Origin of the sequence: Streptomyces sp. NPDC005181 (assembly GCF_040608395.1) — a bacterium.
Lineage (GTDB): Bacteria > Actinomycetota > Actinomycetes > Streptomycetales > Streptomycetaceae > Streptomyces.
This window is the reverse complement of the sequence record NZ_JBEXID010000110.1, coordinates 1-16,324: the sequence shown is the minus strand read 5'-3', so window position 1 is coordinate 16,324 and position 16,324 is coordinate 1. Positions and strand designations below refer to the sequence as shown.

At 69.6% G+C, this 16,324-nt stretch carries 11 protein-coding genes and 1 pseudogene; 3 read left to right on the top strand and 9 right to left on the bottom strand.

The features are described 5' to 3' along the window. Positions 1 to 145 precede the first annotated feature (145 nt). Positions 146 to 1,372 carry a glycoside hydrolase family 64 protein gene (locus ABZV38_RS35440; RefSeq protein WP_356332562.1) on the bottom strand — a complete coding sequence of 409 codons (1,227 nt, stop codon included), beginning with the start codon at positions 1,370 to 1,372 and terminating at the stop codon, positions 146 to 148. Positions 1,373 to 1,722: 350 nt separating this feature from the next. Here ABZV38_RS35440 and ABZV38_RS35435 point away from each other — a divergent pair, with 350 nt between their 5' ends. From ABZV38_RS35435 to ABZV38_RS35425, 3 genes are all read left to right on the top strand, one after another. Continuing rightward, complete coding sequence (locus tag ABZV38_RS35435; protein ID WP_356332561.1) at positions 1,723 to 5,595, top strand: endo-alpha-N-acetylgalactosaminidase family protein; 3,873 nt, start codon at positions 1,723 to 1,725, stop codon at positions 5,593 to 5,595. A gap of 445 nt (positions 5,596 to 6,040) precedes the next feature. Beyond that, positions 6,041 to 7,624 (top strand): acyl-CoA carboxylase subunit beta, encoded by a 1,584-nt coding sequence (locus ABZV38_RS35430; protein ID WP_356332560.1) that lies wholly within the window; start codon positions 6,041 to 6,043, stop codon positions 7,622 to 7,624. Between the two features lie 63 nt (positions 7,625 to 7,687). Continuing rightward, complete coding sequence (locus ABZV38_RS35425; protein ID WP_356332558.1) at positions 7,688 to 7,894, top strand: acyl-CoA carboxylase subunit epsilon; 207 nt, start codon at positions 7,688 to 7,690, stop codon at positions 7,892 to 7,894. Between the two features lie 92 nt (positions 7,895 to 7,986). On the opposite strand, the gene ABZV38_RS35420 is transcribed toward ABZV38_RS35425, so the two are convergent. The 8 genes and pseudogenes from ABZV38_RS35420 to ABZV38_RS35385 form a co-directional block, all read right to left on the bottom strand. Next, positions 7,987 to 8,568 carry an ATP/GTP-binding protein gene (locus ABZV38_RS35420; protein ID WP_356332557.1) on the bottom strand — a complete coding sequence of 194 codons (582 nt, stop codon included), beginning with the start codon at positions 8,566 to 8,568 and terminating at the stop codon, positions 7,987 to 7,989. Further along, positions 8,549 to 9,193 carry a DUF742 domain-containing protein gene (locus ABZV38_RS35415; protein WP_356332556.1) on the bottom strand — a complete coding sequence of 215 codons (645 nt, stop codon included), beginning with the start codon at positions 9,191 to 9,193 and terminating at the stop codon, positions 8,549 to 8,551. Before ABZV38_RS35415 ends, ABZV38_RS35420 begins: the two co-directional genes overlap by 20 nt. A gap of 89 nt (positions 9,194 to 9,282) precedes the next feature. Then, on the bottom strand, positions 9,283 to 9,696 hold the full coding sequence (locus ABZV38_RS35410) for a roadblock/LC7 domain-containing protein (RefSeq protein WP_267007938.1): 414 nt from the start codon (positions 9,694 to 9,696) through the stop codon (positions 9,283 to 9,285). A 10-nt stretch (positions 9,697 to 9,706) separates the two neighbouring features. Beyond that, the gene (locus tag ABZV38_RS35405) at positions 9,707 to 12,889 is read right to left on the bottom strand and encodes a nitrate- and nitrite sensing domain-containing protein (RefSeq protein WP_356332555.1); all 3,183 of its coding nucleotides are present in this window, start codon (positions 12,887 to 12,889) and stop codon (positions 9,707 to 9,709) included. A gap of 359 nt (positions 12,890 to 13,248) precedes the next feature. Next, entirely contained in the window at positions 13,249 to 13,830 is a 582-nt protein-coding gene (locus ABZV38_RS35400) for an ATP/GTP-binding protein (RefSeq protein WP_136330938.1), read from the bottom strand. Beyond that, on the bottom strand, positions 13,811 to 14,218 hold the full coding sequence (locus ABZV38_RS35395; RefSeq protein WP_030978706.1) for a DUF742 domain-containing protein: 408 nt from the start codon (positions 14,216 to 14,218) through the stop codon (positions 13,811 to 13,813). The genes ABZV38_RS35400 and ABZV38_RS35395 overlap by 20 nt, the downstream gene beginning before the upstream one ends. Before the next feature lie 131 nt (positions 14,219 to 14,349). Next, positions 14,350 to 14,763 carry a roadblock/LC7 domain-containing protein gene (locus ABZV38_RS35390; protein ID WP_024495006.1) on the bottom strand — a complete coding sequence of 138 codons (414 nt, stop codon included), beginning with the start codon at positions 14,761 to 14,763 and terminating at the stop codon, positions 14,350 to 14,352. A gap of 9 nt (positions 14,764 to 14,772) precedes the next feature. Next, positions 14,773 to 16,324 (bottom strand): annotated as a pseudogene (locus ABZV38_RS35385) (histidine kinase); the annotation flags it as partial.

Genomic DNA, 16,324 nt, shown 5'->3' with positions numbered 1-16,324 from the left:
CCCCATGACGGCTCGGCCCTCTGCCGAGGTGCCCGCGGGCACCTCGGCAGAGGGCCTGTCCCAAGGACCCGGCCACAGCGGAAACGGGCAAAGGATCACCCGGACCGACACACCTCCGGGCTGCAGGTAGTGTCCTGCCTCCGCCTCAGGCCCCCACGCTCACCGTGAAGCGCCGCGGGTTGCCGTCGTTCGCGGCGCCCGAGACGTCCGGCCGGCCGTCGGGACGCACGTCGTCGTACGGGAACGCGTACCCGATCGGGGTGTTCGCGTGCACCACACGCGACCAGTGGTTCGTCACCGCGCCCTGGTAGTAGTCCGTCACCGTCGTGCCGTTCGGCTGGTCGGGGTGCGAGAGCATGAGGGACCGGTTGAACCCCGCCGCCAGCCGCGCCAGCAGCGCCTTCTTGTCGTCCGAGTCGCCCGGGTTGTTGGTGAACGGTCCGTGGTTGCAGGTGAAGATGTCCTTCGACACCGGCTTGGTGAAGGTGTGGCCGCCGTCGAAGGTCAGGATGTCGCCGACTACCCGGCCGGTCCGCACGCCCCGACCGCCCTGGAGATCGATCCGCAGATCCGTACCCCGGTACTTCTCCCAGACCTGGTCGATCTGTGCGGTGAACAGGTCCCGGAGCGGCATCTGGTCCGGCCGGTCGAAATAGGGCGCCATCAGGTTCTGCGGCGAGATCACCCGCAGCACGCCGCCGTCCGTGCCACGGGTCACGAGCTTGTCCCACGGCTGCCCGTCGGCCGCCGCCTGGGCGGTCAGGGCGTCGGCGATCCGCTGCACGGCGCCGTTCGGAAGCGGCGCGACCGTGTGCGTCGTGTCGCCCTCCAGTGTCAGGCCGATCGGCAGCGCGGTGACCAGATCGACGTAGCTGATGTTCGCGTACAGCTGCTGCGGGTTGAAGGTGAACTCGCAGAACGACCAGGTCCGCCCGTAGTTCGGGTCGGCGGACGTCGCGAACGCCGGCTCGACCAGTGCGGGGCCGGGGTTCAGGAAGAAGTCCAGCTTGTCGTTGCGTACGAAGTAGACGCGGGCGCCGTACATCTGAGGGAGCGTCAGGACGACGGGGCCGGCGCCGGCCGGCTTCAGCGGGATGGCGCAGTCGACCGGCAGCGGGGTCTGCGGTGCGGCGGGGGAGTCGGGGCGGTAGCTGCTGCCGTCGGTCCGCAGCAGCAGCCAGCGGCCGGTGCCCTGTTCATGGCCGCTGACATAGGCGTGGACCGTGCCGGGCAGCGATCGGTTCTCCAGAGCTAGTTCACAGGTGGCGGCGGCCGCCGACGCGTGCGGGCTGAGGGTGCTTCCCCAGGCCGGGTAGGTGAGCGCGGTCGCGGTGGCGGCGGCGCCTGTCAGGAACAGTCTGCGCGAGATCACGGGGGGACTCCTGAGGTGTGGGGGCCGCGGACGGGAACGATCGTGCGGGGAGGTGGAGCAGGGGGCGTCCGCGGTGCGCACCACTCTCGCGACGGCCGCCACCAGCGTCAAGGGTTGTGACTGAGAGCGCTCTCAGGAATGAGAATTCTTCACAACTCGTCGAGTGGGAACGGTAATTGGCGGGCCGGCTGTGAGGTGAGTTCTGGCTCTGCGGTCAGGAAGTGAACACTGCACCCGCCCCGGCTCGCGCAACGGTCACTTGGACTTACGCATCACGGTTGTTGGACTGGCGCACACCTCGGGGCCCTACGTCGTTGACGGTGTCCCAACACGGGGACTACTCAGGGCACATGTCGCGAAGATTCACTTCGGCGGGCGCTGTCGCCGCCGCCTCAGCCGCCGTCCTGGCGCTCGTGGGGACCGCGCTCCCCGCCGCAGCCGCCACTCAGTCACCCGCCGCAGCCGGCACGGCCGTCCCCGCGGACGCTGCCGTCATCGGATCCCCGCAGCTCTCGGTCGCTGTCGCCGACGATTTCCCGCGCGTCCTGTCGTACACCGACCGGGCCAGCGGCAACCAGCTGCTGGGAAGTACGCAGCCGGTCACCGCCGTCACCCTCAACGGTGCCGCGCACGCGGTGCAGCCGAAGGGCGCGCCCCGGGTCACCGCCACGACCGCGCGGTACACGCTCACCTTCCCCGACCTGCCCGGCGTCGAGATCGACGCCTCGCTCTCGGTCTCCGGACGGGCCACCACCTTCAAGGTGACGGCCGTCCGCGACACCGAGGCGTTCCGGGTCGGCACCATCGACATCCCCGGCCACGACCTGGTCTCCGTCGGCTCCACGGACACCGGCGCCGCCACCGCGTTCACCCGCCTGGACCCGGACTCGACGAAGACCGCCGACGTCTTCGCCCGGGTCAGCTCCGGCACCGCCGCCGACAAGGCGCCGGTCGGTGCCTCGTACGCGATCGTCAACACCGGCACGCTCGCCGCGGCCGTCGAGTCCAACTCCTCGTACGACAAGCCGTCCGGCGCCACCGGCGGCGACGACGCCCGGTTCTGGCACCAGGCCCGCAAGGCCGACGACGGCAGTGTCCGGGTCGGCGTCTGGTCCGGGCAGTGGACCTACCGCGGCAACGGCGCACCGAAGCCGGAGAGCGGCGCGAACCTGCCCTGGGCCAAGGTCGTCGTCACCCCCGACGCCAACGGCGACAAGACCGTCGACTGGCAGGACGGTGCCGTCGCGTTCCGCACCATCGGCGTCACCGCGCCGGGCAGCGACGCCACCGCGAACCGGGTGATCACCCACATCCCGTTCAACTTCGCCAGCCAGGCCACCCACCCCTTCCTGCGTACCCTCGACGACGTAAAGCGGGTCTCGCTCGCCACCGACGGCCTCGGTCAGCTGGCGCTGCTCAAGGGATACGCCGCCGAGGGCCACGACTCCGCCCACCCCGACTACGGCGGCAACTACAACAAGCGCGCCGGCGGGCTGAAGGACCTCAACACGCTGCTGAAGGACGGCAAGAAGTGGGGCGCCACCTTCGGCGTCCACGTCAATGCCACCGAGGCGTACGCGGACGCCCACGCCTTCGACGAGAAGCTCGTCGACAAGACGAAGCCCGGCTGGAACTGGCTCGGCCAGAGCTACTACATCGACCAGCGGAGCGACATCAACAGCGGCAACCTGGCCCGCCGTTTCCAGCAGCTGCGCGACGAGACCGACCCCAACCTCAGCCTGCTCTACATCGACGTCTACTACACGCACGGCTGGATCGCCGACAAGACCCTGCAGACCGTGCAGAAGCAGGACTGGAACGTCGCCACCGAGTGGGCCGACAAGTTCGAGCGCGGCTCGCTCTGGTCGCACTGGGCCAATGACCTCGACTACGGCGGCGCCACCAACAAGGGCCTCAACTCGCAGATCGTCCGGTTCATCCGCAACAGCGAGAAGGACGTCTGGAACAACGACCCGGTCCTCGGCCAGACCGCCATCGACGAGTTCGAGGGCTGGACCGGCGAGACCGACTGGAACGCCTTCCACGACAACATCTGGCAGCGCAACCTGCCCGCCAAGTACCTCCAGCAGCAGAAGATCACCCGCTGGGACGGCAACCACATCACTTTCTCCGGTGGCGTACGGGGCACGGTCGAGGACGGTAGGCGGACCTTCTACGACCACGGCCGCAAGGTGCTCAGCGGCACCGACTACCTGCTGCCGTGGGACGGCGGCAAGAAGCTGTACCACTACAGCAAGTCCGGTGGTACGAGCAGCTGGGCGGTGCCGTCCGAGGGCGCGTACACCGTCTACAAGCTCACCGACAACGGCCGGGTCAGGGCCGGCACGGTCCGGCCCGTCGACGGGAAGATCACGCTGACGGCCACCGCCGGACAGCCGTACGTCCTCTACCCGGACCACGCACCCTCCGCTGCTGACCCGGAATGGGGCGAGGGCAGCGCGGTCGACGACCCCGGCTTCAACGACAACGGGCTCGACGACTGGTCGAAGAGCGGGACCGTCGCCCGTGACACCGACGACCAGGGCCGCAACAGCGCGAAGCTCTCCGGCGACGGCACGGCCGCCGTCGCGCAGCGCATCTCCGGCCTCAGGCCCGGCGCGCGCTACACCGCCTCCGCGCTGATCGAGGTCCAGTCCGGAAAGACCCGGCACACGACGCTCTCGATCGGCGGCAGGTCCGTCGCCGTGGACCGCTCCACGGCCGAGGACTACGTTGCCGCTTCGGACTGGCACGGCACGTACTTCCAGCGGGCCAAGGTGAACTTCACCGCCCCCGCGGACGGCCGCACCACGTTCCGTATCGAAGCGGCCGAGGGCAGCACCGCGACGGTGCGGGCCGATGACGTACGGATCGTCGCCAACGCCCCGGCGACCAGGAAGAACACCGTCGTGTACGAGGACTTCGAGGACGTCGACCAGGGTTGGGGCCCCTTCCTCAAGGGCGACGCGGGCGGCTCCACCGACCCCAGGACCGTCATCTCCCAGCTGCACGCCCCCTACACCCAGGCCGGGTGGAACGGGAAGCTCGTCGACGACGTGATCGGCGGCAAGGAGTCCCTGAAGGCCCACGAGGAGAACAGCGGACTCGTCTACCGGACCGCGCCCTGGACGGTGCCGATGGCCGACGGCCACCGGTACAAGGTCGAGTACGACTACCAGTCCAGTCACGCCGGTGCCTATGAGTGGGTCGACGGCTACGACCGGATCACGGCCGACGGCAACCCCGACCCGGTCGGGACCCGGACCACCGCGATCGGACAGCAGCGCACCACCGGACACTTCGCCGAGACCGTCACAGCGGGCTGCGGCGACACCTGGACCGGGCTCCGCAAGCGCGACGACGCACCCGAGGGCGCCGACTTCGTCCTCGACGGGTTCACCGTGACCGACCTCGGTCCGGCCCTCGCCGGTGAGCTGGCCGCCTGCGGCACGCTCAGCGTCGACCCGGCCGCCGAGACCCTGGAGCCGGGCACGGCCAACGTCGTCAAGGCGAGTTTCACCAACTACGAGGCGACGGCCGCGACCGACGTGTCGGTCGGCCTCACCGTCCCCGACGGCTGGAAGGCGGAGCCCGCGGGCGCCGTCACCTTCGACTCCGTGGCGGCGGGCGCCAAGGTCACCGGCAGCTGGCAGGTCACCCCGCCGGTGGACGCCACGTACCAGACGTACAGCCTGAGTGCCGAGGCGTCGTACACGGTCGGCGGGGCGAAGCGGTCCCTGGGTGCGCAGACGTCCGTACGGACCCTGCCGCCGCCGCCCACCGCGGACAGCTGGGCCAGCGACCTGGACTGGACGGCGTCGAGCAACGGCTGGGGGCCGGTCGAGCGTGATCTCTCCAACGGTGAGACGGGCACCGGCGACGGCACCCCGCTGACGATCGGCGGCACCGTTTATGCCAAGGGCCTCGGCAGCCACGCCCCGGCGACCATCCGCTACTACCTGGGCGGCATGTGCACGTCGTTCACCGCCGAGGTGGGCGTGGACGATGTGCAGAAGACCGCGGGCAGTGTGCAGTTCAGCGTCAGGGCCGACGGCACGGAGAAGGTGAAGTCGCCGGTCCTCAAGGCGGCCGACACCGCCTGGTCGCTCACGGCGGACGTCACCGGCGCGAAGTACGTCGAGCTGGTGGTCGCAGACGGCGGAGACGGCAACGGCAACGACCACGCGGACTGGGGCGACGCGCGATTCCACTGCGGAAGCTGAATGAGCCGGCAGTGAGCAGGGAGGGGGGTGGGGCCGATCCCGGTCCCACCCTCTTGCCGTTCCAGCGAGCCCGTCTCTGCGGACGCGCAGAAGGGTGGGGTCGCAAGGCCGGGGTATTCTCCCCGGACGTCGTGCCCGCGGTTGTGCGGGACGCCTCCACGAGGCGGGGCTGCTGACCGTCGCCCACCCGGCGGAACCGGCCGTGGACCGTCCGGAGGACATCCGGAAGACGCTGGACGCCCAGGCGGAGCATGGCCCGGGACTCACCGGTGTGTGCAGTACGCCACAGTGAGTCTTTGTGGAGCCCGTACAAACGGGGACCGTTGTGGGCTGGTGGTTCGCCTGCATGGCGCAAGGGTTCTGTCCGGCTCCACCAGGAAACGGGTCGGGAGACTGTGCAGAGTCGACGGCACGATTCTCTTGGTCGGCTTCGTAGGGTCGATACATGACCGTTGTGGACGAAACCCCGGGCGAGCCGAGTGACACCCGTGGCCGGGTGGCCGAACTGCTGGCACTGCGTGAGCAGGCGCGGCGCGGACCGAGTGACCGGGCGACCGAGGCGCAGCACGCCAAGGGCAAGCTGACGGCCCGTGAGCGCATCGAGCTGCTCCTGGACCCGGATTCGTTCAAGGAGGTCGAGCAGCTGCGTCGGCACCGGGCGACCGGGTTCGGCCTGGAGGAGAAGAAGCCGTACACCGACGGTGTCATCACTGGCTGGGGCACGGTCGAGGGCCGCACGGTCTTCGTCTACGCGCACGACTTCCGGATCTTCGGCGGCGCACTGGGTGAGGCCCACGCCACAAAGATCCACAAGATCATGGACATGGCGATCTCGGCGGGTGCCCCGCTGGTCTCGCTGAACGACGGCGCCGGCGCCCGGATCCAGGAGGGCGTCAGCGCGCTCGCCGGATACGGCGGCATCTTCCAGCGCAACACCCGAGCCTCCGGTGTCATCCCGCAGATCAGCGTGATGCTCGGCCCGTGCGCGGGCGGCGCGGCCTACAGCCCCGCCCTCACCGACTTCGTGTTCATGGTCCGCGAGACCTCCCAGATGTTCATCACCGGACCGGACGTCGTGAAGGCGGTCACCGGTGAGGAGATCTCGCAGAACGGCCTCGGCGGTGCCGATGTGCACGCCGAGACCTCGGGCGTCGCGCACTTCGCGTACGACGACGAGGAGACCTGCATCGCCGAGGTCCGCTACCTGATCGGGATGCTCCCGTCGAACAACCGGGAGAACCCGCCCACCGTGGCGAGCGACGACCCGGCCGACCGGCGCGGCGACGTCCTGCTCGACCTGGTGCCCGCCGACGGCAACCGCCCGTACGACATGCACAAGGTCATCGAGGAGCTCGTCGACGACGGCGACTACCTGGAGATCCACGAGCGCTGGGCCCGCAACATCATCTGCGCCCTGGCCCGGCTCGACGGTCAGGTCGTCGGCATCGTCGCCAACCAGCCGCAGTCCCTGGCGGGTGTCCTGGACATCGAGGCGTCGGAAAAAGCGGCCCGTTTCGTCCAGATGTGTGATGCATTCAACATTCCCATCATCACTCTATTGGACGTACCCGGCTTCCTGCCCGGCGTCGATCAGGAGCACGGTGGAATCATCCGGCACGGGGCGAAGCTGCTCTACGCGTACTGCAACGCCACGGTGCCGAGGATCTCGCTGATCCTGCGCAAGGCGTACGGCGGTGCGTACATCGTGATGGACAGCCAGTCCATCGGTGCCGACCTGACCTACGCCTGGCCCACCAACGAGATCGCCGTCATGGGCGCCGAAGGTGCCGCCAACGTCATCTTCCGTCGGCAGATCGCCGATGCCGAGGACCCGGAGGCCATGCGGATCCGCATGGTCAAGGAGTACAAGGCCGAACTGATGCATCCGTACTACGCCGCGGAGCGCGGACTGGTCGACGACGTCATCGACCCTGCCGAGACGCGCGAGGTGCTGATCGCCTCGCTCGCGATGCTCCGGTCCAAGCACGCCGATCTGCCGTCCCGCAAGCACGGCAACCCCCCGCAGTAGCCGCGGCCGGTGCCCCACCCCGCACAGACCGCCACGCACTGCCGAGAAGACGGAGAAACATCCATGAGCACTACTCCTGCTGAGTCCGTGCTGCGCGTCGAGAAGGGTCTTGCCGACCCGGAGGAGCTGGCCGCGATAACCGCGGTCCTGCTCGCTCGCGCAGCCGCCACGCCCGCCGCCGTCCCGGCCCACCGCGGCCGCACCCACGCCGGCTGGCGCCGCCTCGAGCGCACCCCGGGCTTCCGCGCCCCGCACTCCTGGCAGGGCTGAAGCACCGAGGACACCGCGCGGCGAAGGCCGCGCAACCCGAAAGGCCCCGCACTCCCGAAGGAGTGCGGGGCCTTTCGCATGGCTGCCGGAGGCTACCGCAGGCGCGCCATCAGCGCGTGCTCCACGAGCGTGATGAGCGCGCTCTTGGCGTCCGCGCGGTGGCGGGCGTCCGTGGTCAGGATCGGGGTGTCGGGGCCGATCTGCAGGGCCTCGCGCACCTCGTCGGGGGTGTACGCCTGGTGTCCGTCGAAGCCGTTGAGGGCGATGACGAAGGGCAGTCCGCTGTTCTCGAAGTAGTCGACGGCCGGGAAGCAGTCGGCGAGACGGCGGGTGTCCACGAGGACGACGGCGCCGATTGCGCCGCGGACCAGGTCGTCCCACATGAACCAGAACCGGTCCTGACCGGGTGTACCGAACAGGTACAGGATCAGGTCCTGGTCCAGGGTGATACGGCCGAAGTCCATGGCCACCGTCGTGGTGGTCTTGTCCCCGGTGTGCGTCAGATCGTCGATGCCCGCCGACGCGGACGTCATCACGGCTTCGGTGCGCAGCGGGTTGATCTCCGAAACGGCACCGACGAACGTGGTCTTACCCACGCCGAAGCCCCCTGCCACCACGATCTTCGCGGAGGTAGTGGAGCGGGCTGCTCCGCCGCTAGAGCTTGCGAAGTCCACTGAGCACCCTTTCGAGCAGTGTCACATCTGGCTGGCCGCCGGCGGACTCGTCGCCGCCGGGCTGATGGATAGCGACGAGTCCGGCCTCGGCCAGGTCGGCTACGAGGATCCGGGCAACGCCGAGGGGGATCGAGAGAAGCGCCGAGATCTCGGCAACCGACTTGATCTCGAAGCACAGCCGACAGATCCGCTGGTGCTCGGGCAACTGCCCTTGCAGCCGTGATGGATCGGCCGTGGTACTGACCAACGCCTCAATGGCGAGCTGGTAGCGCGGTCGGGTCCGGCCGCCGGTCATGGCGTACGGACGGACCAGCGGGTTGTGGGCGGCGGGAGCGGCGGGCTCGGCGGGCCGCCGCGGCTGCACCGGCTGAATGCGGGGCTGCTGGGGCGATTCGATCCGATGCGGGCGCTGAGGGTGCTGCGGCTGCTGCTGCCACCCACCGTCCTGCGCCTGCGGCCACCCGCCGTCCTGCGCCTGCCGACGCGGGTACGGCTGCTGGGGCTCATAGGGCTGCTGCGCGCCCTGTCTGCTGGGGGTGGAGGGGAAGTTGTAACGGTTGTCCCCGTGCTCGCCCGGTACTTGCTGACCACCGTCGTACTGGTGTCCGCCTGGGGGTGTTGCCACAATTCCTCCTCCGACTGCCGGTCCCGGTCCCAGTGGGGCCGCGCCACCGCACCCTATGGGGCGGTGGCGCGCAACGCACTGTCTGTCTACTAGTTAAGAAGACTTCCTTGCAGTTCGGCACGGAGGTCCGGGGTGAGGACTGTGCCCGCACGATCGACCAGAAGGGCCATTTCGTACCCAACCAGACCGATATCGGCGTCCGGGTGGGAAAGAACAGCCAGCGAAGATCCGTCGGAGATGGACATGATGAAGAGGAATCCGCGCTCCATCTCCACAACTGTCTGATTCACCGCGCCGCCCTCGAAGATCCGCGAGGCGCCCGCGGTCAGCGAAGTCAGGCCGGAAGCGACGGCCGCCAGCTGATCGGCACGGTCCCGCGGGAATCCTTCGGACATGGCCAGCAGGAGTCCGTCGGCGGAGACCACCACCGTGTGCGACACCCCGGGGGTGTTGTCCACGAAGTTGGTGATCAACCAGTTGAGATTCTGCGCCGCCTGGCTCATCGGGCTCACACTAACGCTCCTGGTTGTAGGTATTACTTGTGTCCGAACCAGCGTTGCGTCCCCGCTGAATGCCCCGTCGCAGGTTGCTCAACCTGCCCCGGACGTCCTCAGGGGCGCGGGAGACCTGAGGGCCACCCTGCTGGGTCTGCTCCGCCGTGCCCTCGACCAGATTGGCCTTGGGCACTCGCCGGGGAAGTCCGGACGGGGTGACCCCGCCCGCCTTCGGCTCCCGGAGCTTCTCGGCCCGCTCCCAGCGCTCGTCGTTCGTCGAGCGCCAGTCGTCGGAGCCGTTCCCGTCCTGCGGCGCGGGCGACGGCTGCTGCGGCAATACCTGCTGCTGCGGCTGCTGCTCTGCTGCGACGGACTGGTCGTTTCCGCGGCCCGTGGGCTGCCAGTGCTGCTGACCGCCCCGGCGAGGCAGACCGGCTTGCGTCATCTCGCCGCCGGCGTTCGGGGTGGGACCCGGACGGTCGAAGCCTACGCGCTCCTGCGGCTCGGCGGGAGCGCTCGGGACAGATTCCGCTTCGGGCTGCGCCATGGGCTCGTACGCACCCTGGTACGCGCCCTGATCTGCCCACTCTTCCTGGTGGGGCTGGGCGGTGAACTGGTCCTCGTAGCCCTGCTGGGCGCTCTCGGCAGTGGCATATGCCGCTTCCGCATAGCCGCCCTGCGAGGGGTAGTCGGACTGCTTGGCGTAGCCGCTGTCGCCGCCGTACGCGTCGTAGGAACCGTCGTACGCCGCCTGCGCGTACTGCTCCTGCTGCGGGTCCTGTGCGTATGCGTCCGCGGCGTAGGCGCCGTCCTGGAACGAGGTGTCCTGGAACGCGTCGCCCGGGAACTGCGGGCGCTCGCCGCCCGCCTGGGCCTCCAGCGCGGCCCGGCGCTCCTCACGCATCAGCGAGCGGCCCACCGGGTCCAGCTGTGCGGGGTCGACCTCCGGGTCCTCGTAACGCGAGTCGTCGAAGCCGAGCTCGGCCGCCGTACGCATCTGGGGCTGGTGCGGAAGCGGTTCGAAGGCCTGCTGCCGCGGGATGATCGAGGAGACCGTGAAGTCGTCCTGGGCGGCGACCGGTTCGAGCTCGCCACCGCCACCGTGGGTGATCGCGTCCGGCAGCATGACCAGCGAGGTGGTTCCGGCCTGCTCGCCCGAGGGGCGCAGCTGGACCCGGATGCCGTGCCGGTCGGCGAGCCGGCCGACCACGAAGAGACCCATCCGCTGGGACACCGCGGCGTCCACCGTCGGCGGGTTGGCCAGCTTGTGGTTGATGTCCGCGAAGTCCTCGGCGGTGAGGCCGATGCCCTTGTCGTGGATCTCGATCATCACGCGGCTGTCCGGCAGGCGGGTCGCGGTGACGCGGACCTTGGTCTGCGGCGAAGAGAACGTGGTGGCGTTCTCCAGCAGCTCGGCCAGCAGGTGCACGAGGTCGGTGACAGCCTGGCCGTGGATCTCGGTCTCCGGAACACCGGAGAGCTCGACGCGCTCGTACGACTCCACCTCGGAGGAGGCGGCCCGCAGGACGTCGACCAGCGGAACCGGCTGGTTCCAGCGGCGGCCCGGCTCCTCGCCGGCGAGAACGAGGAGGTTCTCACCGTTGCGGCGCATACGGGTGGCCAGGTGGTCCAGCCGGAAGAGGCTCTCCAGCTGGTCCGGGTCGGCCTCGTTGTTCTCCAGGTCGGTGATGAGGGTCAGCTGGCCCTCGATCAGCGACTGGTTGCGGCGCGACAGGTTGGTGAAGATCGCGTTGACGTTGCCTCGCAGCATGGCCTGCTCGGCCGCCAGCCGCACCGCCTCGCGGTGCACCTGGTCGAAGGCGCGGGCGACTTCGCCGATCTCGTCCCGGGTGGTGATCGGGATCGGCTGGACGCGGGTGTCGACCCGGCCCGGTTCGGTCCGCGACAGCTGGTCGACCAGCATCGGCAGCCGCTGCTCGGCGATCGCGAAGGCGGCGGTACGCAGCTGGCGCATCGCGCGGCTCATCTGGCGGGCCACGAGGCCGGCCAGGACGAAGGCGGCCAGCAGCGCGACCAGCACGATGGCGGCGTTGACGATGGCGTCGGTCTTGGCGCTGGACGAGATGTCCGCGGCCTCGGTCACCGCCTTGTCGACGAGCTCTTTCTCGACCGTGGTGTAGCCGTCGAACTTGGCGGTGGAGGCGGCCAGCCAGGTCGCGGGCGTGATGCCCTGCTCGGCCAGCTCGTCGGGCGACTTGCCCTGCCCGATCTGCTGGGCCATTCCGTCGAAGACCGAGCCGTCGATGCTGGGCGGCGCGACGAACGGCACACCTGCCGCGTCCGCCTGCGCCTTGGCGGCCTTCAGTTTCTTGGCGCCCTCGGCCGCCTTGGCGGTCATGACCTGCTTCAGGCGGACCGAGTCGGCCTCCGTACCACCGGAGACGTACTCGCCGAGGGCGATCTGCTCCAGGTAGTTGTACGAGCCGAAGGCCTTGACCTGGGCGCCGAACTTGGCGCGCTCCTGGCTCGGACGCACCAGCAGGTGCATACCGATGGAGCGCTGAAGCGATTCTGCGGCCTTGGCCAGCTCGATCGCGTAGACCGTACGGCCGTAGCTCGTGATGTTGCCGGTGCCGAGGCCCAGCTCGTTGCAGAACTCCATCAGGGAGTGCTGGACCCTGACGTAGCCCTCTTCCGTCTTCACCGGGTCCATGGCCTCGGCGTAGGCGGCCTTGCGCAGCTCCGGGAGCTTGGGCTCCTCCTGCTTGAACAGCTGGAGACGGCGCTGCAGGCCCTCCTTCTTCGGCATGCCCTGCACGGCCTCGTCGAACTTGGCGGCGGCCGCGTCCGTGGTGGCGTACACCTGGTCGACGGCGGCTGCGTCGCGATCGTTCGACAGCAGGGGCTGGGCGGAGAGGTCACGCTCGTTGAGCAGTGCCTGTCCGTACTCCGAGGCCGCGCGCACGATCAGCGCGGTCTTCTCGGCGTCCTGGGCCTCTCTCCAGGTGTCGATCGACCCCTTCACCTGGAAGCCGCCCATGACCAGGCCGACCAGTACAGGGATCAGAAGGATCGCGTTCAGCCGGGTGGGCACCCGCCAGTTACGCGGGGACAGCCGACTCGTGCTGCCGCCTGCCGGTGCCTCCTCGGACACTTCGGCGGGTGACGCCGCGATGCGCGGCGGGGGGGTGAAGTTACCCCGCTCATGCTGCGCCGCGGAGCCCTCGTTGCTACGCCTCACTCGACCAACAACCTCTCGGCGTCGGCACCTACGCTGTGCCGTTTTTCGTTCAGGGCCGTACTACTCGGGAGTTTCGTCGAATTGCAGCACGGGGACCGGCCGCGTTCCAAACAGTCGGAATGAGCCATTCCGAGTGCTCCACACCTCAGATAAAACGGGCATAAAGAGCGAGCCCCGTCAAAAGGCGGGACTCATGTGAGCGCAGCGACACCACGCGAATGCGTCGGGTGTTGAAGCCGGAGTAATTCTCTGTCGAAACGTTATGAACACGGGGGCGGATCGTGTCAAAGGACACAGTCCACCCCCGTGCGACTACAGCAACTTCCGTATCCCCATACCGACTTGCGGGGAGCCTTTGGCTACTTCAGGCGCGCCATCAGCGCGTGCTCCACGAGCGTGATCAGACCGCTCTTCGCATCGCCGCGGTGACGGGCGTCCGTCGTGATGATCGGGGTGTCGGGGCCGATCTGCAGGGCCTCGCGCACTTCCTCGGGGGTGTACGGCTGGTGTCCGTCGAAGCCGTTGAGGGCGATGACGAAGGGCAGTCCGCTGTTCTCGAAGTAGTCGACGGCCGGGAAGCAGTCGGCGAGACGGCGGGTGTCCACGAGGACGACGGCGCCGATCGCGCCGCGGACCAGGTCGTCCCACATGAACCAGAACCGGTCCTGACCGGGTGTACCGAACAGGTACAGGATCAGGTCCTGGTCCAGGGTGATACGGCCGAAGTCCATGGCCACCGTCGTGGTGGTCTTGCCGCCGGTGTGCGTCAGATCGTCGATGCCCGCCGACGCGGACGTCATCACGGCTTCCGTACGCAGCGGGTTGATCTCCGAAACGGCACCGACGAACGTGGTCTTACCCACGCCGAAACCACCCGCCACCACGATCTTCGCCGAGGTGGTGGCCCGGGCCGCACCGCCGCTAGAGCTTGCGAAGTCCACTGAGCACCCTTTCGAGCAGTGTCACATCCGGCGCGCCGCCGGCCTCTCCGTTGCCCGGCTGGTGGATGGCCACCATGCCGGCTTCCGCCAGATCCGCGACAAGAATCCGGGCCACACCGAGCGGCATCGACAGCAGCGCCGACACCTCGGCCACCGACTTGACCTCACGGCACAGGTGGCAGATCCGCTGGTGCTCCGGCAGCAGCGTCCCCAGGTGTGCCGGGTCGGCCGTGGTCGACACCAGCGCCTCTATGGCGAGCTGGTAGCGCGGCCGGGTCCGGCCGCCGGTCATGGCATACGGACGGACCAGCGGCTGGTCGCCTTCACCCTCGTACGACGCGTGGTGCAATGCGCCGTACGGATCGGGTGAGGCGGGTGGCGGGGTCATGAATCCTCCGGGCGTGACAGCTTGTGTCGGCTTGCCGTCTTAAGGGGCCGGTGGGGGGCTGAAGCGGCCGGACGGGCGAGGGTGGGAGTGCGGTACCTGGGGGGATCGCGTCGGTTACGTTCATGGCCGCCTCAGTGGAGCAGGCTGCCCTGGAGCTCGGCGCGGAGATCGGGGGTCAGGACTGTTCCCGCGCGGTCGACCAACAGGGCCATCTCGTACCCGACCAGACCGATGTCGGCGTCCGGGTGGGCGAGCACGGCCAGCGAGGAGCCGTCCGAGACGGACATCAGGAAGAGGAACCCGCGTTCCATCTCCACCACGGTCTGGCTGACGGCTCCGCCCTCGAAGATCCGGGAGGCGCCCGCGGTCAGCGAGGTCAGCCCGGAAGCGACGGCCGCCAACTGGTCGGCACGGTCCCGCGGGAATCCTTCGGACATGGCCAGCAGGAGTCCGTCGGCAGAGACCACCACCGTGTGCGACACCCCAGGGGTGTTGTCCACGAAGTTGGTGATCAGCCAGTTCAGATTCTGTGCGGCCTGACTCATCGGGCTCAACTAACGCTCCTGCTGGTGAGTGGGGCCGAGTGGGAAACTGCCGGTCGACGAGCCGTTGTTGGCCTGCCGACCCTGCTGGATACCCCGGCGGAGATTGGTCAGTCGCCCGCGCACATCATCGGGCGCACGCGAAACCTGAGGTCCCGACTGGTGGTTCTGCTGCTGGGCGGTGCCCGGCACCAGATTGGCACGCGGCACCCGGCGAGGCAGACCGGAAGTGGTGATTCCGCCTGCTGCGGGCTTCTTGGCCCGCTCCGCCTGCCGGACGAGTTCGTCGTTCGGCGAGGCACGCCAGGTACTGGTGGTGGCGCCCGTGTCACCCGCACCGCGACGCGGCATCGGGGCAGCGGGACGGTCGTGCGGGGTCTGCTGCGGGACGGACGGTGCCTGCGGCCCGGCGGGCGGCTGCTGACCGCCCTGCTGCGGGCCGTGGAACCAGTTCGTCTCCAGGGTGTCGTACAGCGGCGTACGACCGTCCCCCGGGCCCGCCGGAGGCAGCGCCTCGGGCTGCGGCTGCGGAGGCAGGACCGGACGGTACTGCGCCTCACCCGCGGGAGCGGTGGCCGGGCGCGGGGCACGGAAGTTCTCGCTGTTCCGGCCGTGCGGATGCGGAGCCGGCAGCCCCTGGTCCTGCGACGGCTGCGGACGGCCGAAGTCCGGACGGGCGAACTGTGCGGTGCCCGCCGGGTCCTGGTGCTGCGGGGCCGGCGCCGAGAAGTCCGGACGGGCGAACTCGGCGGTGGAGCCGGGGCCCTGCCGGTCGTGCAGCGGGGGGCGCTGCCCCATCCCCGGGTTCATCGGCCGCTGGAACTGGCCGGTGGACTCGGGCTCCTCGTGACCGCGCGGGGCGTCGAGCGGAGTGCGCCGCGGCACCGACGGATCCTCGGTGCCCCAGCTGGTGGCCTGCGGGCGCTGCGGCTGCGGGTTGCCACCGGGCAGCTCGGCACGGGGACCACCTACGGGCGGCAGCTGACGGCCGGGGTTGCCCGGACCGCCGGACTGCTGGAAGCCGCCCTGGTGGTCGGGGGTGCTGTGCCGGGCCTGCTGCTGCGGCGCCTGCCGTCCGGCCGGACCGCTCTGCTGGCCCGGCTGGTCGTACTGACCCGGCCGACTCTGACCGAACAGGTTGGGCTGACCCTGCTCCGCACGGCCGGAATCGCCCTGGCCGCCCGGTGCGCCGAGCCGGGCGCCGCCGCCGAAGGCGCCGGAGGGCCCGCCGCCCTGATGCGGCGGCTCCTGCCGCGCGAAGTCCTGCGGGCCGGTGCCGGAGAGCCCGGCACTCTGGAACCCGGCGTTCTGCTGGCGCTGCTGGCCCTGCTGAGGCTGCTGGCCCTGCTGAGGCTGCTGATTCGGCTGGCCCTGCGGCTGGCGGGGGCCGCCGTCACGCGCCGGCAGTGCCGCCCGCGGACCGGAGCCCGCACCGACCTGCCCGCGCTGCGCACCGGGAGCCGCATTGAGACCGGGCCGGTTGGCGCCGCCGGCCCCCGCGCCCGTGCCGGGGGCGCGCGGCGGGCAGATCGGACGTGGGCACCTCAGATCTACCCTCACCACA

Excerpts from the sequence above, each read along its gene's own strand:
- ABZV38_RS35425 (WP_356332558.1), top strand. The coding sequence starts at position 7,688 with ATGAGCACTACTCCTGCTGAGTCCGTGCTGCGCGTCGAGAAGGGTCTT.
- ABZV38_RS35435 (WP_356332561.1), top strand. The coding sequence starts at position 1,723 with ATGTCGCGAAGATTCACTTCGGCGGGCGCTGTCGCCGCCGCCTCAGCC.
- ABZV38_RS35410 (WP_267007938.1), bottom strand. The coding sequence starts at position 9,696 with ATGAGCCAGGCGGCGCAGAATCTCAACTGGTTGATCACCAACTTCGTG.
- ABZV38_RS35390 (WP_024495006.1), bottom strand. The coding sequence starts at position 14,763 with ATGAGTCAGGCCGCACAGAATCTGAACTGGCTGATCACCAACTTCGTG.
- ABZV38_RS35395 (WP_030978706.1), bottom strand. The coding sequence starts at position 14,218 with ATGACCCCGCCACCCGCCTCACCCGATCCGTACGGCGCATTGCACCAC.
- ABZV38_RS35430 (WP_356332560.1), top strand. The coding sequence starts at position 6,041 with ATGACCGTTGTGGACGAAACCCCGGGCGAGCCGAGTGACACCCGTGGC.